Source organism: Tatumella citrea (assembly GCF_002163585.1).
In the GTDB taxonomy this organism is placed as follows: Bacteria; Pseudomonadota; Gammaproteobacteria; order Enterobacterales; family Enterobacteriaceae; genus Tatumella; species Tatumella citrea.
In genome coordinates, this window is sequence record NZ_CP015579.1 from 2,397,400 (window position 1) to 2,420,034 (window position 22,635).

Genomic DNA, 22,635 nt, shown 5'->3' on the forward strand with positions numbered 1-22,635 from the left:
TCTCATCAGACCGGTCAGTCATTCGGTATTATTAGTACGCCGCGTTCACCCTGTGTTATCTGATAACCTGCAGGGATATCGGTGGTCTGAACCGGTAAAGCCTCCGGGGCGGCTGTCAGGGCAGCGTCGCCAAAGGCTGGTTTAAAATTGATAATCTGTTTCCAGCAACGGGTAATATTTTCGCAGAAGAACAATACCAAATCATTACGGTTTGCCATATTCAGTAAGGTGCTCAGCGCATCAACTTCCTGTTCAACAATCTGTATCGCCTCTTCTTTGACTCCCTGCGCCATCAGAGCCTGTTTCATCAGGCGTGGCATTTCGTCCGGACCTCTGTCCCGCAGGTCATCATCTCTGTGGCAGACGTAGCAGTCAAAGTGCCCCGCCACTTTGGCAGCAATAGCGGCTACGTCTTCGTCCCTACGGTCACCCGGGCAGGTCACGGCAACCAGCCGCCGTCCCTGTGGATTCAGGCGTTCCACCAGTTCTACCATTGCGCCAATAGCCGCTTCATTATGACCGTAATCGAGGATGGTCCGGAAGCCATGGCCGTCAAACACGTTCATTCGGCCCGGAGACTGGAAGAAGGTATTATCAAAGGTCCGTAAGCCACTGCGGATTTGATCAAGAGTTTTCCCCAGTGCATACGCCATTCCTGCAGCAAACATCGCATTTTCGACATTATGCAGTGCTTTCCCTTCCAGTGTGGCAGGAATCAGATGAGTCCAGGTTAACGGTATCTGCATACCATTATCGTAAATAACGATCTGCTCGCCATTCAGCCCCTGCTCCAGCACCACCGCCCGTTTACCCAGACGAATATGCTCGCGAACCAGCGTATGCTCCGGGTTACGGGTCACATACATAATGTGTTTCGCCGGAGAGTGTACGGCCATTTTCAGCGTATATTCATTATCCGCGTTAAGCACCACGGTATCACGGGTAACTTCGGCAATAACCCGTTTCACTTTGGCCAGCTCATCCAGAGTATCAACGCCTCCCAGCCCCAGATGGTCAGAGGTCACATTCAGCACTGCGCCAACATCACAGAACATATATCCCAGACCGGAGCGGACAATTCCGCCACGGGCAGTTTCCAGCACCGCAATATCGACCGACGGGTCACGCAATACCATTTTTGCCGATACCGGCCCGGTCATATCACCTTTAACAGTGACATTTCCGTCAATCAGCACCGCGTCTGTCGATGTCTGACCAACTACATGTCCTGCCATTTTCAGGATATGACTCAGCATCCGCGCACAGGTTGTTTTACCATTGGTGCCGGTTAATGCGGCAATTGGCACGCGGCACTGACTCCCTGCCGGAAACAGCATATCCATAATCTTGCCGCCCACATCACGGGGCTTACCTTCGGAAGGGGAAATATGCATCCGTAATCCGGGGCCTGCATTAATTTCACAGATTGCTCCCAGGGTTTCACGATAGCTTTTGGTAATATCCGTGGTCAGAAAATCTACCGCACCCACGTCCAGCCCGACCGCCAGAATAGCCCGCTCAGCCATCAGTTTATTATCCGGGTGAATCACATCAGTCACATCTACCGCCGTACCACCGGTGGAGATATTGGCTGTTTTCCGCAGATAAACTTCTTCACCGGCCGGAGGAATACTGTCTGCCGTATAATCATAGCTTTGTAATAATCTGAGTGCCTGTTCATCCAGCTCCAGCCGGGTGAGGACATTCTCATGCCCGACACCGCGCCGCGGGTCAAGATTCACCTGAGCCACCAGTTCGCGGATGGTATGAATCCCGTCTCCGGCAACATGGCCGGGAACCCGGCGGGCTGCAGCCACCAGTTCACCGTTAACCACCAGCAACCGGTGGTCATCACCACGGATCATACTTTCAACAATCACTGCACTGCCTTCCGGTTCAGCCAGCGCATAAGCAGTTTTCACCGACTCTTCATCTGTCAGGCTTACCGAGACTCCGCGTCCGTGATTACCATCCAGTGGCTTCACCACCACCGGGTAACCGATTCTGTTCGCTGCCGAGACCGCTTCATCTTCATCGTAAACCACCCGCTGTTTGGGAACCGGTAGTCCTAAATCTCCCAGCAACTGGTTACACATATTTTTGTCTGCCGCAATTTCGACCGCGATATGCGAAGTTTTACTGGTCAGCGCCGCTTCAATGCGCTTCTGATATTTCCCCTGACCTACCTGAATCAGGCTGGCATCATTCATCCGGTACCAGGGGATATCCCGTTCCTGTGCGGCTTTGACTAATTCCATCGCCGACGGGCCAAGTGTCCGTTTATCAGCATATCGCAGATAACGGGAAATATGGTTACTTAAATCCACTGTGCTGAGGTCATCTTCAGAACGGGCTAACGCCACCAGCATATCGCAGGCCACTTCACCGGCTTCCAGCCCGATGTTTTCGGTTTCGTAGCTGTAGAGTACTTCGGCTTCATCGACGTCCTGCGAAGGGGCGGTAAATGCTGTTCCTCCCTCCATTCCCGCCAGATGCTGTAATTTGAGCGCCAGTCGGGCAATCAGCATACCCGGGTCCTGATCAACGGTTTCGCTGCTGATGCCGGGAACAACCTGTTCCAGAGCCTGATAAACCGCAATTCCGAGCTTATTCAGTTTTTCTGCATAGTGCGGATCGATATCCACCGTCAGGCGAATTAAAGGTGTCCGGGCAAAGGTATTCGGTCCAACAAATACTGACGTAGAAATAATATTCATAGTAATCGCCTTCTTCATGCTCTAAAAACCAGAATCAAGACCGCTGCGTATCTGGTTCACGTCACTGTGTGAGATGAACATTGATAGGCGCTGCATACATGCAAATCATCAGAATTTATCTGACTGCCATGACAACCCCGGGACGAAACCGTGGCTTACGGGCAAATTTCCGCATAACCGGACCTCAGGAACAGCATACAGACTGACGAAAGATCGTTATATCCACTCAGTTGAAGCTGGCTGCTGACGGCCATTTACGGAAAATTCCTGCACGGTTAACACCGCCCCACACGCCCGTCATTGACTCCTGATGACGGGATTGCCGTGCCTGAAATACATGCACAGATCGGGCCAACATCGTGACCACTCAGTGCAAATAAGTGTGCTGTGATTACTGTCTGGTCAATAAACACCCAAAATACTGTTGTCACTGGCGGGACAAGCCATCAGCATGAGAAGAGTGCAGAATGACTACTCCGCCAGTCACCACAACAAAAACAAATTCTGACGGTATCGCTGTGATTTAGCGGGTTTATCTGCAAGAGTCGCAGGGAAGGATAAAAGGAAAGAAAAAACCAATTGATGTTGGCCAGCCAGAGGGGCTGATAAGGATGTAAAACTCACTGCCGGCCCTTTACTAAAGCCGGCAGTGACTGAAACTTAACGCTGCTCAGTATGCCCTTTCAGTGAACCACGGGCATTATGCGGTTCTGATCTCAGATACTGATTAGGTACCGCGACCTGATCATGCAGTGCTGCCGCTGCATGCCATGGCCAGCGAGGGTCGTAAAGAATACCACGGGCCAGAGCTATCAGGTCAGCATCCCCTTGTTGCAGGATATCTTCCGCCTGCTGCGGCTCAGTGATCAGACCGACAGCAATGACAGGGATCTTCACTTTACTGCGGATTGCCCTGGCAAAAGGTACCTGATAGCCCGGGCCGACGGTGATCTTTTGCTGAGCCGACAAACCACCACTGGAAACATGCAGGTAATCACATCCCGCTTTTTCCAGAGCCTGGCTAAAGACTTCTGACTGTTCAACATCCCAGCCGCCATCAACCCAGTCGGTCGCAGAGAGACGAACCCCGACAGCAACAGACTCCGGCACCGCTTGTTTAATCGCCGTAAACACTTCCAGCGGGAAACGCAGACGATTTTCCAGAGACCCACCATATTCGTCACTGCGCTGATTACTTAACGGTGACAGGAACTGATGCAGTAAATAACCGTGAGCTGCATGCACTTCAATCAGATCGATGCCTAAATCCACCGCACGACGCGCGCTGTCTACGAATTTCTGTTTCACTGCCTGCAACTCAGCCACACTGAGAGCCTGCGGTGGCAGACCGTCATCATGAAACCCGACCGCTGAAGGTGCTACTGTCTGCCAGCCGCCCTGCTCAGGCGATAATGCATGTCCACCCTGCCACGGAGCACTGACACTGGCTTTTCTTCCGGCATGGCTCAGCTGAATACCCACACGAACCGGCGACACTTCACGAATCTGCCGGATCACTACATCCAGCGCAGACTGCGTTTTGTCATTCCATAACCCCAGATCGTTCGGGGAAATACGGCCAATATCCTCAACCGCAGTCGCTTCAATAATCAACAGCCCGGCACCGGATAACGCCAGATGGCCGAGATGAATAGTATGCCAGTGGCTGGCACAGCCCTGTTGTGCGGAATACTGGCACATCGGCGCAATCACAATACGGTTATCAAGGGCCAGTTGCCCCAGTTTCACAGGACTGAATAGTTGACTCATAGTTACCTCAATCGGTTTACTGTTTAACATCCCCCGGAACAGACGATGTCTGACACAACAAACGGTTACTGGTGGCCTGTCGGACAACCACAATGAAGCGCAGGCCTCTGTAGCCGCGTTTAATCTTACGCCCGCACAGCATATCTGTCCTGCCGGTGAAGCGTTTTTTGTTCTGCTGTCAGCCAGCGAAACTCCACAACCCACTGTTCCTGCTGGCCTTTCAACAGGGCTGAACGGTGTTCAGAATCCCGCCCGGCGATGCAGGCTGACAACTCAGAAACTGTTCAGATACATTGGCCTTGCTACTCAGTATCGCTGTGGTATGCCACGGGCAGCGTAGGCCATAAAGAATAGTGTGTAGTGATGCGATAAGAAGCCTTAGCTTGTTGCAAAATGTTTAGTGGCGGTTGTACGCCAGGGTTAATCCCGTTGCTTATCACCGCCAGGGAAACATAGTGACTGAGCATCACGGCAAAGGGCATTGTAAGCATCCGACAATCAGCCAGCCTCTCCGTAGATGCTATTGGTCAGTTGTTTTAACAGATAAAAAAACGGCCCGCAGGCCGTTATAAAGATAAATGATGGGTGTCAGAGTTTTTTAAGCCAGGAGCTGGCGGTTTGTTTCAGTACATCATTCAGTTCGCTGATATTGGCTTTACCGTACTCCTGCAGCCAGCCCGTTGCGGCCTGTTCTCCCTGTGAAATAAATGGCTCCACTCCTTTTGCCCAGGTGGCCCGGCCGCACAATACTCCGTTGAACGTTGACCCTGCCTGACGGGCAAAATGCAGTGTCTGACGAAACAGATCGGCGGTGACTCCGGCACTCAGAAAAATAAACGGCAAATCGGTAGATTCAGATTGCTGTCTGAAATATTCAGCCGCCTGTTCACGGCTATAGACTTCCTGACCCTCGCCATTAAATCCCGCGACATATTGCATATTTACCGGCACTTCAACTTTAAGTACATCAACGGCATAACGGGGATCGGAAAACTCACGCATCATATCATTAACTTTATGTGGTTTAATTCGTGCATACTCCACACTGCCGGCATCTGAAATATTGGCATCGTATGAGACTAACTCAAGGAAAAAAGGTAAATCTTCGGCCACACACTCTGCCCCCAGGCGTTCAATAAAAGCATGTTTCTGATTATTAATTTCTTCCGGCTCATCAATATCATAATAAAGCAAAAATTTAACCGCATCGGCACCCGCTTCTTTCAGTCGTTTTGCGGACCAGATATTAAGTAAATCCGGTAACCGGCCAGGCTGACTGGCATCGTAGCCGGTTTTCTCATAAGCCAGCAGCAACCCGGCATTGTCTGAACGGGCCCGGGCGGCGGGTAATCCGTACTCCGGGTCTAGTAAGATCGAGGTTGCAAAAGGCGTCAGGTTTTTTGATACCAGCGTTTTAAAAGTAATAATATCCTGTGCATCAGCCCCCTGAGGTTTATAGGCTTTAATCATTTTCTTTAAAGCACCTCGTTGGTCAATTGCCAGAGCTGCAATAACCCCGTCATCATTTGACAGTCTTAACATTGCCTGTTTTTTATTTTCAGTCAGATTAATCATATTTCACCTATTCAGAGATAATAATAAAAAGTGACAGTACGCCGCGGCTAATCAATCCATCGCCGGAGATAAATACTTACCCATTAATTAAATTTCTATTTATTTAACCCGCAGCTTTATGGCGTTCACAAACCCGCCGGATATAAAACTTACCCGAAGAGATAAATAAATATAAAAGTCGTGTACTGTCAGCCGGATAATTAATTCATCAGTATTTCGTTATTTCTTCCCCTGGTGCTGGCGAATTTTGTTCATACTGTGGGTAGCTGGTTTTTTTCCACTGAATCCAGTTCTCCGAACTGCTGATCAATTGCAGTGCTGATAGCGGCAAGCGCTTCACGGGCTTGCGGACCACTGGTAGTAAATTTCAGCCGGTGTCCGCATTTTGCGCCGAGCGCAATCACTTTCATCATACTGCGGCCACTCACCCGCGCTCCCGGTCGGTCAAGGTTTTCAACCAGGATATCTTCGGGCCACTGGCGGATCAGTCTGACCAGTTCTGCCGCCGGGCGGGCATGCAGTCCGTGGCTGTTTGACAGAACAAATATGGCGCTTTCTTCTCCCCCGGTTTCGGCTAATACCGGTGCAGGTTCCGCAGAAGGTTGCCGCAGCAGAATATTCAAAACCTGTTGCTCGTCGCTGACTGTTGCTAAAGCCGGACCGACACTGTCATCCCCGAGTAACCGGGCAAGATTGCGTAATATCTCCAGGTGTTCGTTATTTTTTGCGGCAATCGCAATAATCAGGCGGGCAATATTCCCTTCGCCCCAGTCAACGCCTTGCGGGCAGGCCAGTATACGAACCCCGGTTTTCACTACCTGATCCCGGCTTTCCGGTGTTCCGTGGGGCACCGCGATACCGTTCCCCAGATAGGTGCTAATCATTGCTTCACGTTGCTGTATGCCTTGCAAATAGCCGCTGTCAGTCAGTCCACTCTGTTGCAGACTGGCAGCCAGTTCGCTCAGTACCTGATCTTTACTCAGCTCCCGACGGTCAAGACGAATCATTTCGCGGGTCAGAGTGATAGCAGGCCCGGTGGGTAATGATGTGGTTGCCGGGGCTTCACTGGCCACAGGGGCACTGCGGCGTGACTGCCAGATTTTTAGCATTCCCAGCATCACGGCCCCGACTAATGACCCGGCCAGAATACAGGCCACCCATACCAGCGGTTTACTGACCAGTGGCAGGATAAGAAAGCCGCCATGCGGTGCCGGTACCTGGATATGCATGCTGTAGCTGAGCACTGCGGAGATCGATGAGGCAATCATCATTAGCGGAATCACTCTCACCGGATCTTTCGCCGCAAAAGGAATCGCGCCTTCTGTGATATGAGTGCAACCAAGAATATAATTCACCAGCCCGGCCGCCCGCTCTTCCGTGGTGAAACCTTTTGGAAACAGCGTGGTGGCAAACGCAATGACCAGCGGCGGGGTTATACAGGCAGCCGAAACACCGGCCATAAAGTAATCATTCCCCTGAGCCAGCAGTAAAGTTCCGGTAACATAGGCCGCCTTATTCACCGGTCCGCCGAAGTCAAAGGAACACATTGCCCCTACCACAATCCCCAGTAACACCGGACTGGCCTGTTGCAGCGAGCTTAACCAGTGCATCATGCCATTGTTAATAGCAGCGACCGGTTGACCCAGCAGTACCATCAGTACCCCTGTTACCAGTACTCCCGACAGCGGCAGCAGAAAAATCGATTTCAGACCTTCATATTGCCGTGGCAGTCTGCGCAACAGATGTTTCATCCACAACATGAAGTAGCCGGCAAAGAAACCGGCAATAATTCCGCCCAGAAAACCTGCCCCGGTGGCATTCGCCAGTAAACCTCCGACAAACCCCGCCACCATTCCGGGGCGACCGGCGATAGAAAAAGCAATAAAGGCGGTAAATACCGGCACCATAATGGTAAATGCCTGCTGTCCGACCTTCATCAGCGTTGCGGCTATCGGGTTATAATCCGCTGCCGCAGGGTCGGCGGAATATATCCCCCATAAAAATGATATGGCGATTAAAATCCCGCCGGACACCACAAAAGGCAGCATATTAGAGACACCACTCATCAGGTGTTTATAGATCTGCCGTCCTGCAGATTCCTGATTTTCTTTACCGGTAGCAGGCTGTTCACCACTGCCGACAGCAGGCTGACGGATGATGCCTTCGCCGTTGATCACCCGCTGAATTAACTCCCCGGCCTGATGTATTCCCTGCTTTACCGGCACTTCAATAACCGGTAACCCGTCAAATCGCCCCGGATTCACATCTTTGTCTGCGGCAATAATCACACCGTAGATATCGGTTAAATCCTCAGCTGTTATTGCATTTTCAACCCCGGACGCGCCATTGGTTTCCACCTTAATAGCGACACCTGCCTTTTCCGCTGCCATTCTCAGCGCTTCTTCCGCCATAAATGTGTGGGCAACACCTGTCGGGCAGCCCGTCACCGCAATGACTTTTTTCATGTTTGGCCTCTGTTATAATCTGCGGGTCTGTATCTGCCCGATTAACTGGTTAATCCTCGATAGCTCACCCAGACCTGCTGAACCGGCAACATCTGCCCCGGTTGCGCTTGCCAGCCGGAGAGCCTCTGTCACTTCCCCCCCTTCAGCCCACAGGCTCAGAAACGCCCCGAGTGCTGCATCTCCTGCACAGGCAGAACTGACAAGCTCAACAGTAGGTGCCGTGCAGGACCACAGTGTTTCGCCGTCTGAAAAATACATTCCCCGCTGACCCAGAGTGAGCAACACATTACGCGCACCGGCTGTATGCAGAACCGACATGGCGTGACGAATTTGCGCCTCATCATCTGCGGGCAATCCAAAGATTTCCGCCAGCTCTTCATCATTCGGTTTAATCAGCAACGGACGCTGGCTGATTAACTGCTTAAGTGACGGATGGCTGATATCCAGAATGACCTCGCACCCTTTTGCATGGCACAACTCAAGAATTTGCCGGTAGAAATCACTGTCGATACCGGGCGGGAGGCTGCCACTGATGACAAGTGAATCGCCACCAGACAGCACTTCCAGCCGTTGTAATATTTGCTGGCAACAGTGCTGATCGGCTGTATTCCCCGGATTCACCAGTTTGTATTCCTGGTGACCATCATTGATAAACACATTGATACGCGTGGGATTGTTCACCCAGACAGGCGTAACACTGAGCTGTCTGGCGGTAAGTTCTTCAACAATGTATTGCCCGGTGAATCCGCCAAAGATCCCAAGGATATGTACCGGCTTTTTAAAATGGTGTAGTACCAGAGCGACATTCACCCCTTTGCCATTCGGGCAGTATTCTGTGCTGTGACTACGGTTGACCACTCCGGGTTGAATCGAATCACAGCTAATATTCATATCGATTGCAGTATTTAACGTCAGTGTATAAATCACGATGACCTGCCTTGTTTTCTCCTGACTCATGGTGGCCGGATAAAATTGAACACGCTGTTGCCGTGCCATCCTGGCTGGCGACCTTCCTGTACTTTCGTCAGCCAGTGATCTGCATGTCGATTTTCAGGCGTTAACTTTACAAATGAAAGAAATCCAACTTTTACCTTCATTTCGTAAGTAAGGTATCAGCAGTTCTCTTGCCAGAATGTGACCGGAAGCCAGGTTTTGTGGATTAACTTTCAAAATGAAAGAAAATCAATATAAGCTTTCATTTTCCAATTCAGGTTTCAGAATAGCTTTCAGCGTACGATAACGTGATATTTCGCAATTAAATCTAACAATCATAGTGATATAGTCGACAGCACTGTACAGTTCTGACATGAATCATGATCAAATCTGGCAATAACTCTGACTAATAACTTTCAGTTTTTCGGATAACTTTGTCCGTTACTTTCAATTGAAAATAGTCAACGTTATAGTGACTCTCTCGACAAACATAAGGACGGGGGAGCTGTGCCCAGGAAATCATCGAATCTGTTGAAACGCAGGCTAAAAATTGCCGAACTGGTCGGCGAGCAAGGTGAGATTAAAGTTGAAGACTTGTCTGCTTTGCTTGGCGTCTCCGGAGTCACTATCCGGGGCGACCTTAGTTATCTGGAACAACAAGGCTACCTGAAACGATCTTTTGGCGGAGCAATAGCCACTCCGGCTTACAACTTAGTTGCAGATGCCGATGAATACCCGTTACCGGTGACAGCGAAAGCACTGGCGCTGGCTCAGCAACTGGAAATAGCCCGTCATTGTGCCAGGGCTATTGATTCATCGCAGACCGTATTTCTGGGAGAAGGCAGTATCATCCGACGGGTCATCCCCTTTCTGAGTGAACTGAACGGGCTGAGACTGATTGTGAATGATCTGCATCATGCACTGATAGCCGAACAGTATATTGACGGGGAAATCATTGTTGCCGGTGATGAGTTGATAGCCCCATTGTCGTTACTGGCAGGAAAATCGTTGGAAGAATGTCTGAACCGGTATTCCGTCGATCACTTTATTTTTGAAGCCGGGATTCGCGAATCTGACGGAGGACTGATGGTCAGCCAGCCTTTATTGTCAGGCTTTTACCAGGCAGGTCTCAACTTAGCACGGCAAAGTACCGTGATTATTACCGGCCAGCCGACGCGGTTCGATCCGCCATCGACGGCAGGCTATTTAGCACAGGCCAGCCAGTTGGTGACCAGCCGTTATATACAACAGCATTACCAGCAGCAGTTATCTGAAGCCGGATTCAGCATCCGGTACAGCAATAATGAATGTTTTAGCTGGTCATCCACCCCTTAAGCAGGTGACTAAGGAGCCATAATGTCAGTGAATATTTGTACCATGGGCGAACTGCTGGTTGAATTTCTGTCGAAAAACCGCAACCAGGGTTTCAGCAAAGCCGGTGAGTTTCTGGGGCCTTACCCCAGCGGCGCACCTGCAATTTTTGCGGCTCAGGTTGCACGGCTTGGCTTTGGATCAACGCTGTTTGGCTGTGTAGGTAACGACGATTTTGGCCGGATGAATATTGCCCGGTTACAGCAGGAAGGTGTCAATACTGCAGGTATTTCCGTTGCCAGACAGGCTCCGACCGGCACCGCGTTTGTCAGTTACCGGACTCAAACCGAACGTGACTTTATTTTCAATATTCCTGGCAGTGCCTGCGGTTGTTTTAATGCGCGGCTGATTGATGTCACTCTGCTCAGCCAGTGCAACCATTTTCATATCATGGGTTCGTCACTGTTTTCCTTCCGTATGATTGAAGCCATGCATAAAGTCATTGAAATAGTTAAACAAAATAATGGCACTGTCTCATTTGACCCGAATATTCGAAAAGAGATGCTGAATATTCCGGAAATGGAGCAAGCCTTTGACTTTATTCTGGAATATACCGATATTTTCCTGCCCAGCGAGAGCGAGGTTGCCCATTTTTCCAGCAGAAAAAATCAGAGTGAATCATCGGTTATTCAGGAACTGCTAAACAACGGTATTGCTCATGTGGTGGTTAAGCGGGGTCCACAAGGAGCCAGCCATTATCAGATGACAGCAGGCAGCCTGAATGAATTGCATGTTAAAGGTACCGGCTGTGAAATGATTGACCCTACCGGTGCGGGTGACTGTTTCGGAGCAACCTTTGTCAGCCTGTTACTGGCGGGATATCCTATCCATCAGGCACTTGAGTTTGCTAACGCCAGTGGTGCTATTGCCGTTTCTAACAAAGGTCCGATGGAAGGACTGTCGTCCCTCGCTCAGATAAAACAATTCCTTGCTGTTTAAGGCGAAACAGCCCCTTCTCTGCGTTATGGTCTGCCATATTTGCCCCGTGGCTGCCATCCTCCGGTGATTGTAATTCAACTTTTTGTTGATCTAAATATTCATTAACTCTATATTCAATCCACACAATCAACAAATTGTTGAATTTATCACTAAGCTCTGCACTGTCAGAGCTCTGTCATTCCCGCGCTTTGCAAGGTATTTATTGATGTCAGAACGATCTGCTGCTGAAGTTACCGATCATTTTTTGATGATGCTGGCTGCCGCTGTCCGGGTGATTGGAAGCGTGGTTTCCCGCAATGCCGAAGTGGTGCTGCACGATTTAAGGCAACCAGAATATTCAATTGTTGAGATAGTCAATTCACAGGTGACTGGCCGGAAACAGGGTGATCCGATTCTGGCAGGTATGCGTACTGACCCGGCGTTTGTCTTAGCCATGCAAAACAGCCATCAGGCGGTCTCGGAGATGCTGGATTACACCACCTACAGCCGCGATGGCAAACCGCTTCGTAGCAGTAGCGCGATTTACCGCGATCACACAGGCACCCCTTTTGCCGCGCTATGCATCAATGTCGAACAGGCGGGGATCGATAACGCACTTCAGATCCTTTCAGTTCTGGGCAATCTGGCTGTGCCCGCCATTCAGCCTGAGCCCCCAGCTGAAGTCGCACCGGAAAATATGGAAGAGATGATGCGTGACATTATTGCATCGGCCAGCGCACAGAGCCCGGGTAACAGCCGTTCTGCCGGTAAACAAGCGAACCTTCTTGCCGTGAGCGCGATGCAGCAGAAAGGGTTATTTATGATGAAAGGTGGTGTGGAAAAAGCAGCCGCCGCCCTCGGCGTCACCCGCTATACCATTTATAACTATCTGGATGCTCTGAAATCTACGGACTCCTGATGATTGCCACCGCAAGCTAACTCAATCCCCGTGTCGTTGTTCACTGTTGGTGAACAGTGTGCGGTAACGGCAACACCGACGGAGCAGACCCAATGTTAAGTATCAAAACCCCACTGATTGAATCGCTGCCTTTAAGCCAGAGTAACAACGCCAGGGTCTGGCTGAAAATGGAAGCATTACAACCCTGTGGTTCTTTCAAATTACGCGGCGTTGGCCACGCCTGCGAAACCTTCTATTCCCGCGGTGCCCGGCGTTTTATCTCTTCATCCGGGGGTAATGCCGGTCTGGCAGTGGCCTACGCAGGCCGCAAACTCGGAGTTCCGGTCATCGTGTTTGTGCCTGAAACAACCTCTCAGCGTGCCAAAGATTTGCTTGCCCTGGAAGGTGCCAGCGTTCAGGTTGCAGGTAGTAGCTGGGCAGAGGCTAATCAGGCCGCACTGGCGCTGGCCGGTGAGAATGATGCGTTTATTCATCCGTTTGACGACCCTTTACTGTGGGAAGGCCATGCAACACTGATTGATGAAGTTGTCGCCGACGGTGTTATCCCGGATGCAGTCGTGTTGTCGGTTGGCGGAGGAGGACTGCTGTCAGGCGTGGATGCCGGGCTGAAACGTAACGGCCTGGCGGATGTGCCGATCTATGCGGCAGAAACATCCGGCATGGCTTCTTATCAGGCCGCCCTGCAGGCAGGTAAACCGGTCAGCTTGCCGGAACTTTCCGGAGTGGCTACCTCTCTGGGAGCCCGTCAGGTGTGTGACCATGCCTGGCAGATCAGTCGTCAGAGACCGGTGATCCCCTGCATTGTCACCGACAAACAGGCGGTAGATGCCTGCCTGGTATTCGCTGATGATCACCGGGTCGTGACTGAGCCAGCCTGTGGCGCAGCGCTGGCAGTGCTTTATTCACAACAATTGCGTTCAGAGGGGCTGAAAAACATTCTGCTGGTGGTCTGCGGCGGTGCTACCGCTACCCTCTCTGCCCTGCAGCAATTTCGCGGATAATTTCGCGCAATTTTTTTCCACGGCTGATATGCCATAACAATGGAATAACTTCTTTGACCGAACTTTGTTTTTTCAACAGCGATGCTTTAAGCCTGACAACAGAAGTACTCAGCTGTTCAGCTCTGCCGGACGGGCAGTTCAGGGTGATACTGGCTGCTACTCTGTTTCATCCGCAAGGCGGAGGCCAGCCTTCTGATCAGGGTCACATCGGATCAGCCACTCTGTTGCTGGCGATCCGCGAGGATCAACAGATCGTACATATAACCGACCAGGCTGTCGCTTTAGGACCGGTGACTCTGACTGTGAACGGAGCGGTCCGGCAACTTCACAGCCGTTACCACTCCGCCGGGCATCTGATTGCTTACGCCGGTGAACAGTCTGGCTGGCAGGCAGTGAAAGGTAACCACCGGCCAGGTGAAGGCAGGATTGTTTTCCGCGCGGCTGATAATGCCCGGCCTGTGTCGGCGGAGGATATCAGCCTGCGGGTAGCGGAGATAATAGCCGCTGATTTACCGCTACAAACCTCTGAATACCAGGGAAGGCGTCGGGTGAGCTGGGGCTCTCTGCCCGCCACTGAATGCGGTGGTACTCATGTTGCTTCAACCGGCGCCACCGGTGAAGTAGTGGTAAGTAAAGTGAAGCTGAAAAAGGACGAACTCTCGGTCAGTTACCTGTTGCCGGAATAAAAGGATAGCGCCGTTACCTGTCTTGCAGTAACGGCGGCCCCGGTTACACCACCTCGCGCAGTGCAGTTTCCAGTTCACCCTTAGTCATACGTACACAATACGCGGGCGTCCCGCGTTCAAACCGCCTTCCCTCTGCCAGCGCCCCGGCATCCACAGTATCGAATCCAAATGACTGATAAAGTTCGGTGGCGATATGTTTTCCTTCGGCATTATCTCCTGCCAAAGGTAATGCCCGACGCCCTTCGGACCCGGCAGGTAAGCCGTCAGTTTCCAGGTCTGTCATTGGTATGGCATTAAACGCTTTGGTGATAATCGCTTCAGGTAACTGTTCTGCCAGCCACTCACTGGTGGTGGTCTGTTTAGCATCCAGCACCGCCAGTTGCCCGTCACGTTCCGGATAGTAATTCACCGCATCCAGCACTTGTCTGCCAGCTAGTTCACTGGCAGGTAACTGGTTCACTGCACTGAGTGGAACCGCCACCACCACCACATCCGCGAAGTTAATTGCTTCACTGACGGTGCCAGTCTGACAACCAATCATCGCCCGCAGGCTAAATAATGTCTGCGGCCCGCGTGAATTGCTTAGCATAACCTGATGGCCGGCCTGGATAGCGAGTTTAGCAATCGCCCGTCCGACAAAGCCTGCACCTATAATTCCCAGTTTCATCGTTATGTTTCCTGTAAAAGTGAATCGACCGGTTCAATGTATTTAAATGTAATACGGGGATAAACACTGATATAACACTCTTATAAACAACAAACAGGAGTGAATGGTGGACAAGCTGACCAGCATGAACGTTTTCGTTAAAGCCGCTGAACTCGGATCTTTTGCCGCGGCCGCCGAAGCTCTGAATATGTCTCCGCAAATGGTGGCCAAAAATGTCGCCTGGCTGGAAACGCGACTGGGCACGAGGTTGCTGAACCGCACCACCCGCCGCCAGAGTCTGACCGAAATCGGCCACAGTTATCTGAGTAAATGCAAAACCGTGCTGGCAGAAGCAGAAGAAGCCGATGCGATTGCTCTGGAAATGAAACTCTCCCCGGCTGGTGTGTTGCGGGTCAATGCCCCGGTGACCTTTGGAGCTCACACTCTGGCGCCGTTTATCAGCCGTTATCTTGAGGATTACCCGGAAACCGAAGTGGAACTTACCCTCAACGACCGGTTTGCTGACCCGACGGAAGAAGGTTTTGAGGTTCTGATCCGCATCGGCGAGTTAGCTGACAGCAGCATGATAAGTCTGCCGTTGCGTCCTTACCGGCTCATTGCCTGTGCCTCGCAAGAATATCTGGCACAAGCCGGAGTGCCGCAACATCCGGGGGATCTCGAACATCACTCCTGTCTGGTCTATGGTATCTGGTCAGCAGCCAATCCTTGTCGCTGGATCTTCAGCAAAAACCACCAGCAGCAGGAAATCAAACCGCGTGGTCGTTTCCGTTCTACCGACTGGAAAGCACTGCTCTATGCAGCCACCGCAGGTCATGGTATTACCCTGGGTCCTGAAGATATTCTGCGCCAGGAGATTACACAGGGACGGCTAATTCAAGTGCTGGCAGACTATGCCGGCCCGTCGCGGCCGATGAATATTCTGATCCCGGCCGGGCTACGACCCACCATCAAAGTGCGTAAGTTTGTCGAGGCATTACGCCGGGAATTTGGCTGAACCTCGTTCACTGCTAATAATCTGCAGATTCACCATCGCTTGCAAAAAAAAACCATCACCCGTGGCCCGGATGATGGTTTCATATTGTCCGTAGCATTCACGGACGGGGATTATTGAAAATCAGCCCGCGTGGTTGCGCGCAGCTTTTCTGCGACGGAAGTACATAATGATGGCAACAAGGATGATGACACCGATGACTCCGCCCAAAATCAGCAGGTAGCCCGGAATAACCATCACGTTATTTTCCCGCAGCGCTTTCACCTGTGCGGCATCAACCGGCGCAGGATTAGTGCCGAAATTGGTGCGCAGATAGTTAGTCAGGGTCGCAATCTGACTGTCGGTCAGTTCGTCACCAAAGCCAGGCATCACGATATGTTCGCCTTTGCCGTTGGTACGATCGATACCATACAGAATCACCTGAACCAGGTTATTGGCTTTATCCGCACCGACCACACTGTTATTTGACAGTGACGGATAGTAACGGTTTTCACCTATCCCCTGACCTTTGGTCCCGTGACAGCTGGCACAGTTGCCGTTAAATAATACGGCACCAGAAGGTGCGGAATCATCAATTGGCATGCCGCGAACCGCCTGAGTAATATCACTCTGAACATTGTCGCCGTATCCGGAGCGGTTTTGTGACGCAGTTTTCTGCGGCGGAACACTCTTGATATAGGTTGCCAGTGCACTGAGGTCATCATTGCTCAGGAAACGCAGACTGTGAGAAATAACATCAGCCATACCTCCGCCCGTGGTAGCCACACCTGGTACAGAACCGGTTTTCAGGTACTGCATCAGATCAGCGTGGCTCCAACGACCAATCCCGGAAGTATTATCCGAAGAGATGTTAAATGCTTCCCAGCCATCCACCATCGCACCGGCATAGGACTTATCGCTCAGGCCCATCGCCAGGTTACGTGGAGTATGGCACTCTTCACAGTGTCCCAGCGCCGTTGCCAGGTAGTGACCCCGGTTCCATTCGGCCGACTGATCAGGATCCTGCTTAAACGGCTGGTAATGGAAATTGATCAGATTCCAGCCTTTCAGGGCAATACGCTGATTGTACGGGAAGCCCATCTTATTTTCCGGGGGATCGGTGGCGACCGGTTTCAGCGACATAAAGAAGGCATACATGGCATGTATGTCTGCATCCGTCAGCTTAGAATAAGAGGTATAAGGCATTGCCGGGTACAGATTCTTGCCATCAGCACGGATGCCATAACGTAGCGCATCACTGAACTGCTTCTCACTCCACTGACCAATCCCGTGGGTTTTATCCGGGGTGATGTTCGATGAAAAAATGGTGCCAAACGGGGTTTTAAACCCAAGCCCACCAGCGAAGGTCTGCCCGCCGGTAGCCGTATGACAAACTTCACAGTCCGCGGCTTTCGCCAGATACTCACCCTGCTGAATCAGGGTCGTTCCCTGCGTACCGGCAGCGGCCGCTGGCTGAGTCGGAGTGGGTTGTGTTGCCACCGGATCAGGTTGAGCTGATCCGGTTTGCGCATAGCCCGCAGCACAAAACAACAGCCCGGCCAACGGCAGAAAATTCCGTGAGCGCTTAAAAGATGAACGAATCATAAATGTTGGCACTCCGCGATTAATTTGTCTGCCAGTCTCATCGCCAGCGCTGATAATGTCAGGGTGCAGTTAACGGTTCCGGCACTGGCCATAACACCACTGGACGCCACAAACAGATTCTGGTGATCGTGGGTACGTAAATCAGCATCCACCACGGAGTCGTTGGGATCATTACCCATAATTAGGGTGCCCATGATGTGGTTATTGTTGAAGTACTTATCATCATGACGCACTTCCGTACCGCCAAACAGACCGGCAATATGGTCGAAGTGCTGGTGGGCGACATCACGCGCTTTATTAATGTAATCGTTGATGTGGTAATGCACGCCTGGTTTAGGAATACCCATTGCATCTTTTTGCGAGTCTACCGCCACAATCCGGTTATCTCTGTCAGGCAGGATATCGAAGAAGGTATTCACTGCTACCCAGCGTGACGCATAATCACGCACCATCGCCGGCAGATCTTTGCCGGAAACCCCTTTACTCAGCAGGTAATTACTCACCGCCAGCGTTGGAGAATAGTTGCCCAGGTTGATTTTCATCGCCGAATGTTCTGAACGGAAATCACCATCGCGCAGGTTGTTAATGCAACTTAAACGCATAGGCCCACGGCCCGGCCACATCGGTTCTTTACTCAGGAAGTAAACTGAAGTTCCAGGATGATCCATCAGGTGACGGCCAACGTTATCAGTCGTGTTGCCAATACCATTTGGATATTTGTCAGATCGGGAAATCAGCATCAGCTTCGGAGTTTCGATGGCATTAGCCGCCAGTACGAAGATTTTCCCTGTGACACGGAAACTTTCCCCGTTTGGATCTTTATACAGAACAGAAGTGATATTGCCTTTGGCATCGTGCTCTATTTTATAGACCACGGCATCCGGAACCAGCAGAGATCCGGCACGTTCAGCTTTACGAACCGCGGTTTCACCGGTGTACTGCGCTTCAATAGGACAAATAGGCATGCAGTTACTGTTGCCACAGCAGGCCGGGCGACCGTCAAACGGTTCAGTATTACGGGCTGCCGGTTCGGTAATCAGGTGATAGCCGTTTTTATCCACCACATTTTTGAAGGCCTTGTCAAAATCAGACAAAGGCAACGGCGGATGTGGATAAGGTTTACTCCGTGGTGAACCGGTGTCTTCCGGGCCGCCAACACCCATTTCAACTTCAGATTCATAGTAATACGGTTCCAGATCGTCATAACTGATCGGCCAGTCACGCCCGACGCCATACAGTGTTTTCAGACGCATATCATTTGGCAGTAAACGCCAGGCCTGAGCAGACCAGTGCCAGGTGGTTCCACCAGCGACACGCAGGTAGCCCGCTTTATAAGGCTCCGGACCATACTGAATAAAGTAGCCGTTATCTTCCGGCGAGTATTGCGGGTGTGGCGCATGACGGGTCGGTGGATACGGTGACTGAAAATCAGTTTTAAATGGCGAATTACGGTAGTTTTCTACAATTTTCCAGCGCTCAATCCGTGAACCTGCTTCCAGCATCAGAGTATCAATGCCAGCTTTTTGTAATTTTTGGGCTATCTGTGAGCCTGCGATGCCTGAACCGATGATAACAACGGTGGCAGAATGTGTGGTTTTCATAATAAATCTCTTACAGCTTTCCGGTCTTAATCACAGGAGGGTATGCCCAGTAATGGGGTTCACCACGGGCAAACGTCGGCAGGACGACAACATCTGAAATCGGCGCGTACATCAGTGCGTACTCATAAGCCACGACCTGTGATTGCTTACCGCTACCGACAATACCAATTTGCCAGCCGCGCAAAATTTCACTGAACAGCTGTTGTGCCGGGGTATCCAGTGTTTTCAACGCCGCCTGCATTTCGGCAGAGGACATATCTGCATTCAGTTGCTTTTGCAGCTCGGCAATACTCTGAGAAGCATCACCGTGCTCAGCACTGATCAGGCTGAAAATACGTTTGCCCAGTGCATTATCCAGAGTCGGATAGCCGCAAATAATTTCAGATACCGTCATAAATGCCGGAAAACCGGCGACCGCCGGCTGCCCGGCATCAATTGCCCAGGCTATCTGGCCCGGCAATAAACTGCTGACTGTTCCCGCCACCGTTGATGCTGCTAACAACTTAATAAAGCGTCGTCTTTCACCGGGGCTGACAGGTGTAGCCTTATTCATGATTACCTACTGTTGAATCAATTTTCTGGTGGTATTCTCTGCCCGCCGACAACGAACGAAAGCCAGCGATTCCATGCTGAGGTCTCGCTGTTCAACTGATGTCAGCTGTATATTCCGGGGCATCCGGGTGGGTGTCCGGAAGGGCAGAAAATCCCCCACGGTTGTTGTGGGCAGGATTATGGTTTGATAATAAAATGTAATCCAGATACAAAAAATGTTAATTTAATAAGTAAATACTTATGGTTTTGATATGGCTGATACATTAAAACGATTGGAATACTTTGCCTGTCTGGCAGGAATTGAACATTACGGCAAAGCTGCGGAGAAACTGGGGATCGCTCAGTCGGCTCTCAGTCAGCAGATAAAAGCGCTGGAGCATGAGGTAGGCGTCCGGCTGTTTGAACCTGCAGGCCGGGGTATTCGTCTGTCACTGGCGGGTAAGAATTATTATGACAGTGTCAGAGATCTGCTGGACCGCCATCTGTCGGCAATTGAAAAAGCCAGGAAAACTGCCAGTGGTGAAACCGGCCGGGTCACTATCAGCCATGTCGGTACCGCTCTGTTTGACCCGTTGTTTCTGACCATTCTCAAAAGCTTTCGCGCCCTCTACCCGGCCGTCGGCATTTCGCTGCTGGAACTGGAGATGGATGAGCAGCTGATTTTACTGGAACAACGCAAAATTGATCTGGCGTTTATCCGTGGCCCGCAGCCGGTACTGCCGGACGGAACTATCAGTAAGCATTTCTCACGTCACCGCCTTTACGTCGCACTCTCCCCGTCACATCCAATGGCCGGGGAAAAAAGTTTGTCACTGCACCAGCTGAAAAATGATGCCTTTGTCGGGTATCAGGATCTCAATAACTACGGGATTACCAGTGTACTGATCCGGCTGGCCCAGGCCGCAGGGTTCAACCCGCATATCGAATGGCGGGTTTCTGCTGTCAGTAATGCGCTGGGCATGGTCAATGCCTGGAATGCCGTCAGTGTGGTGCCAGGTTGCATTGTTTCCTACAACATCGGCAATATCGTTTACATCCCGCTGGAAGATGAAAATGCCTGGACCGATATGTTGATGGTGGGCATGGATGGCCCGCTGAGTTCATTACAGAGAACCCTGCAGGATTATTTTTTAACCTATAAATCTATTACATAATAAACTTTAGCCGCCGGTGAATTATTCTTTCCTTCCCGGATTGCCAATTGATTATTATTTAAACGCCACTGAACAAATTAAATGCAACTTATTTAACTGTATTGTGTAACAGTGGGATTTATTTTACGGAATTAATTAACCAGAGGCGAACAGATTAATAACCCTCCGTTATCTTTTTATTATTTTTTATATTAAACATTAGCGTAACTATTGTTTACTTATCATTCACTCTGGTTAAATATCAGTCATTTAGAGCATATTTTCTCATTGTGTTACCCACAGATACATTAAGAAACACAACATTTCCGCGAGTGATAAAATAATAATAACTATAGTTATAAATTAGCAATATGATAGAAAAGCTTACTCATCCACATGACAATAAAATAATGAAAGTCATTAAAAATAATATCCGTATCCTGCCAGTCGCCATATTATGTGCACTGGCTATGCCCGCTGCTTACGCAACTGATTTGATGACCCAGCCTACCCTGACCGGTGACTGGGGCGGAGAGCGGCAGGCGCTTGAACAAAAAGGGATTACTCTCAGCGGAGACTATGTTTCTGAGACCGCCAGTGTGGTGAAAGGTGGCCAGTCACGGGGAACCCGTTATGCACAACAGATTCGCATTGGCGCGACCTTCGATTTCAACAAACTGTTTAACACCACTCATGCAGGTACCCTGCAACTGACAATTAATGACCGCCGGGGACGCAGTGCTTCTGCTGACCTGGTAGGAAACCGGTTGCCAATTCAGGAGATCTACGGTGGACTGTATACCCGTCTGTCGGAACTGAGTTATGCCAATACCCTGCTGACTCCGCAATTAAAATATAAAGTCGGTTTGTTGGCGATGGGGAACGATTTTGGCACGCTGCCTATTATGTGCAGCTTTATGAACGCCGGTTTCTGTGGACACCCGCTGACCTTATCCGGTGGCAGTGGCTGGGGTAACTACCCAAGTGCCCACTTCGGTGGCGAACTGAGTTATCAGTTCAATGACAGCTGGGCGATTCAGACCGCAGTGTTTAACGTCAATCCACAAATGAGCAGCCGCTCAGCCAGGGCATTTAAACCCTTTGGCCCCGGCACCACCGGCTATATCATGCCAGTGGAGTTGATTTATAACCTGCATGCCGCCTTGCCGGGCCTGTATAAAGTGGGTTACTACTACGACAGTTCTAACGTAGCCCGGATTGACGATTCGGCCATTCGTGCTCAGAAGCGTTGGGGCGCTTACCTGCTGGCCGACCAGACACTGTGGCAGTCTCCTTCTGTTGCCCGGCGTAACCTGCATCTGTTTGGTCAGGCGACCACCACTGATGGCGCGACCTCGCCTTTCCGTCACTGGTACTCCACCGGCCTGGTTTTAAATGCTCCGTTTGAAGCGCGTCCGGATGATTCTGTCGCCATTGGTTTCGGACGTGCTGTCTATAATAACAACAGCCGGCACAATGCAATCGCGAAACTGGAGGCTGCGGGCGAAACTGCTGCCGCTGATCAGTTAAGCGGGCTGGGAATTGGTGAAGAACTGGCTGAAGTGGATTATAACGTACAGGTTACTCCGTGGATGTCGCTGCGTCCTGGCGTGCAGTACATTAAAAATCCGGGTGCCTTTGCCAATGAGAAAATTAAAAATACCTGGGTGACCGGGGTTCAGCTAAAACTGAAATTCTGAGAAGTATTACCCGCGTAATCTACCGGTCAGCCGTGGTTGCTGGCTGACCGGT

At 50.9% G+C, this 22,635-nt stretch carries 17 protein-coding genes and 1 pseudogene; 8 read left to right on the forward strand and 10 right to left on the reverse strand.

The window, feature by feature from the left end:
• Positions 1-14: 14 nt before the first annotated feature.
• From cphA to pfkB, 6 genes and pseudogenes are all read right to left on the reverse strand, one after another.
• On the reverse strand, positions 15-2,717 hold the full coding sequence (cphA, locus tag A7K98_RS11455) for a cyanophycin synthetase (RefSeq protein WP_087488679.1): 2,703 nt from the start codon (positions 2,715-2,717) through the stop codon (positions 15-17).
• Between the two features lie 660 nt (positions 2,718-3,377).
• Positions 3,378-4,487, reverse strand: a complete 1,110-nt coding sequence (locus A7K98_RS11460; protein ID WP_087490473.1) for an NADH:flavin oxidoreductase/NADH oxidase — start codon at positions 4,485-4,487, stop codon at positions 3,378-3,380.
• 588 nt (positions 4,488-5,075) lie between these two features.
• Positions 5,076-6,062, reverse strand: a complete 987-nt coding sequence (gene lacD / locus A7K98_RS11465; protein WP_087488680.1) for a tagatose-bisphosphate aldolase — start codon at positions 6,060-6,062, stop codon at positions 5,076-5,078.
• A 251-nt stretch (positions 6,063-6,313) separates the two neighbouring features.
• Positions 6,314-7,069 (reverse strand): HPr family phosphocarrier protein, encoded by a 756-nt coding sequence (locus A7K98_RS21490; RefSeq protein WP_169715435.1) that lies wholly within the window; start codon positions 7,067-7,069, stop codon positions 6,314-6,316.
• Positions 7,070-7,129: 60 nt separating this feature from the next.
• Positions 7,130-8,527, reverse strand: a pseudogene (locus tag A7K98_RS21495) (PTS fructose transporter subunit IIC); the annotation flags it as partial.
• 12 nt (positions 8,528-8,539) lie between these two features.
• A complete protein-coding gene (pfkB, locus tag A7K98_RS11475) occupies positions 8,540-9,454 on the reverse strand; it encodes a 1-phosphofructokinase (RefSeq protein WP_087490474.1) in 915 nt (304 codons plus the stop codon).
• A 513-nt stretch (positions 9,455-9,967) separates the two neighbouring features.
• Here pfkB and A7K98_RS11480 point away from each other — a divergent pair.
• From A7K98_RS11480 to A7K98_RS11500, 5 genes are all read left to right on the forward strand, one after another.
• A complete protein-coding gene (locus A7K98_RS11480) occupies positions 9,968-10,795 on the forward strand; it encodes a DeoR/GlpR family DNA-binding transcription regulator (RefSeq protein WP_087488682.1) in 828 nt (275 codons plus the stop codon).
• Between the two features lie 21 nt (positions 10,796-10,816).
• A complete protein-coding gene (locus tag A7K98_RS11485) occupies positions 10,817-11,770 on the forward strand; it encodes a sugar kinase (RefSeq protein ID WP_087488683.1) in 954 nt (317 codons plus the stop codon).
• Positions 11,771-11,975: 205 nt separating this feature from the next.
• Entirely contained in the window at positions 11,976-12,668 is a 693-nt protein-coding gene (locus tag A7K98_RS11490; protein WP_087488684.1) for a helix-turn-helix transcriptional regulator, read from the forward strand.
• Positions 12,669-12,760: 92 nt separating this feature from the next.
• The gene (locus tag A7K98_RS11495; protein ID WP_087488685.1) at positions 12,761-13,669 is read left to right on the forward strand and encodes a pyridoxal-phosphate dependent enzyme; all 909 of its coding nucleotides are present in this window, start codon (positions 12,761-12,763) and stop codon (positions 13,667-13,669) included.
• Positions 13,670-13,722: 53 nt separating this feature from the next.
• A complete protein-coding gene (locus tag A7K98_RS11500) occupies positions 13,723-14,355 on the forward strand; it encodes an alanyl-tRNA editing protein (protein ID WP_087488686.1) in 633 nt (210 codons plus the stop codon).
• A gap of 43 nt (positions 14,356-14,398) precedes the next feature.
• Here A7K98_RS11500 and A7K98_RS11505 read toward each other — a convergent pair whose 3' ends face one another.
• On the reverse strand, positions 14,399-15,022 hold the full coding sequence (locus A7K98_RS11505; protein WP_087488687.1) for an NADPH-dependent F420 reductase: 624 nt from the start codon (positions 15,020-15,022) through the stop codon (positions 14,399-14,401).
• A 106-nt stretch (positions 15,023-15,128) separates the two neighbouring features.
• Here A7K98_RS11505 and A7K98_RS11510 point away from each other — a divergent pair, with 106 nt between their 5' ends.
• Positions 15,129-16,016: a LysR family transcriptional regulator gene (locus A7K98_RS11510; RefSeq protein WP_087490475.1), complete on the forward strand. Its 888-nt coding sequence runs from the start codon at positions 15,129-15,131 to the stop codon at positions 16,014-16,016.
• 120 nt (positions 16,017-16,136) lie between these two features.
• Here the strand turns inward: A7K98_RS11510 and A7K98_RS11515 are convergent, their stop codons facing one another.
• The 3 genes from A7K98_RS11515 to A7K98_RS11525 are packed head-to-tail and all read right to left on the reverse strand — an operon-like array spanning position 16,137 to position 19,751.
• The gene (locus A7K98_RS11515; protein ID WP_087488688.1) at positions 16,137-17,597 is read right to left on the reverse strand and encodes a cytochrome c; all 1,461 of its coding nucleotides are present in this window, start codon (positions 17,595-17,597) and stop codon (positions 16,137-16,139) included.
• A complete protein-coding gene (locus tag A7K98_RS11520; protein WP_087488689.1) occupies positions 17,594-19,198 on the reverse strand; it encodes a GMC family oxidoreductase in 1,605 nt (534 codons plus the stop codon). Before A7K98_RS11520 ends, A7K98_RS11515 begins: the two co-directional genes overlap by 4 nt.
• A gap of 10 nt (positions 19,199-19,208) precedes the next feature.
• Positions 19,209-19,751 carry a sugar dehydrogenase complex small subunit gene (locus tag A7K98_RS11525; protein WP_087488690.1) on the reverse strand — a complete coding sequence of 181 codons (543 nt, stop codon included), beginning with the start codon at positions 19,749-19,751 and terminating at the stop codon, positions 19,209-19,211.
• A gap of 250 nt (positions 19,752-20,001) precedes the next feature.
• Between A7K98_RS11525 and A7K98_RS11530 the strand changes: the two genes are divergently transcribed.
• Both A7K98_RS11530 and A7K98_RS11535 read left to right on the forward strand, forming a co-directional pair.
• Positions 20,002-20,904 carry a LysR substrate-binding domain-containing protein gene (locus tag A7K98_RS11530; protein WP_087488691.1) on the forward strand — a complete coding sequence of 301 codons (903 nt, stop codon included), beginning with the start codon at positions 20,002-20,004 and terminating at the stop codon, positions 20,902-20,904.
• 389 nt (positions 20,905-21,293) lie between these two features.
• Positions 21,294-22,583 carry a carbohydrate porin gene (locus A7K98_RS11535; RefSeq protein WP_087488692.1) on the forward strand — a complete coding sequence of 430 codons (1,290 nt, stop codon included), beginning with the start codon at positions 21,294-21,296 and terminating at the stop codon, positions 22,581-22,583.
• Positions 22,584-22,635: the final 52 nt, after the last annotated feature.

Bases quoted from the DNA above. Each gene is read 5' to 3' on its own strand.
- A7K98_RS11495 (WP_087488685.1), top strand. From the start codon at position 12,761: ATGTTAAGTATCAAAACCCCACTGATTGAATCGCTGCCTTTAAGCCAG.
- A7K98_RS11520 (WP_087488689.1), bottom strand. From the start codon at position 19,198: ATGAAAACCACACATTCTGCCACCGTTGTTATCATCGGTTCAGGCATC.
- A7K98_RS11530 (WP_087488691.1), top strand. From the start codon at position 20,002: ATGGCTGATACATTAAAACGATTGGAATACTTTGCCTGTCTGGCAGGA.
- cphA (WP_087488679.1), bottom strand. From the start codon at position 2,717: ATGAATATTATTTCTACGTCAGTATTTGTTGGACCGAATACCTTTGCC.
- A7K98_RS11485 (WP_087488683.1), top strand. From the start codon at position 10,817: ATGTCAGTGAATATTTGTACCATGGGCGAACTGCTGGTTGAATTTCTG.
- A7K98_RS11460 (WP_087490473.1), bottom strand. From the start codon at position 4,487: ATGAGTCAACTATTCAGTCCTGTGAAACTGGGGCAACTGGCCCTTGAT.
- A7K98_RS11505 (WP_087488687.1), bottom strand. From the start codon at position 15,022: ATGAAACTGGGAATTATAGGTGCAGGCTTTGTCGGACGGGCGATTGCT.
- A7K98_RS11515 (WP_087488688.1), bottom strand. From the start codon at position 17,597: ATGATTCGTTCATCTTTTAAGCGCTCACGGAATTTTCTGCCGTTGGCC.
- A7K98_RS21490 (WP_169715435.1), bottom strand. From the start codon at position 7,069: ATGATTCGTCTTGACCGTCGGGAGCTGAGTAAAGATCAGGTACTGAGC.
- A7K98_RS11490 (WP_087488684.1), top strand. From the start codon at position 11,976: ATGTCAGAACGATCTGCTGCTGAAGTTACCGATCATTTTTTGATGATG.
- A7K98_RS11525 (WP_087488690.1), bottom strand. From the start codon at position 19,751: ATGAATAAGGCTACACCTGTCAGCCCCGGTGAAAGACGACGCTTTATT.
- lacD (WP_087488680.1), bottom strand. From the start codon at position 6,062: ATGATTAATCTGACTGAAAATAAAAAACAGGCAATGTTAAGACTGTCA.
- A7K98_RS11535 (WP_087488692.1), top strand. From the start codon at position 21,294: ATGAAAGTCATTAAAAATAATATCCGTATCCTGCCAGTCGCCATATTA.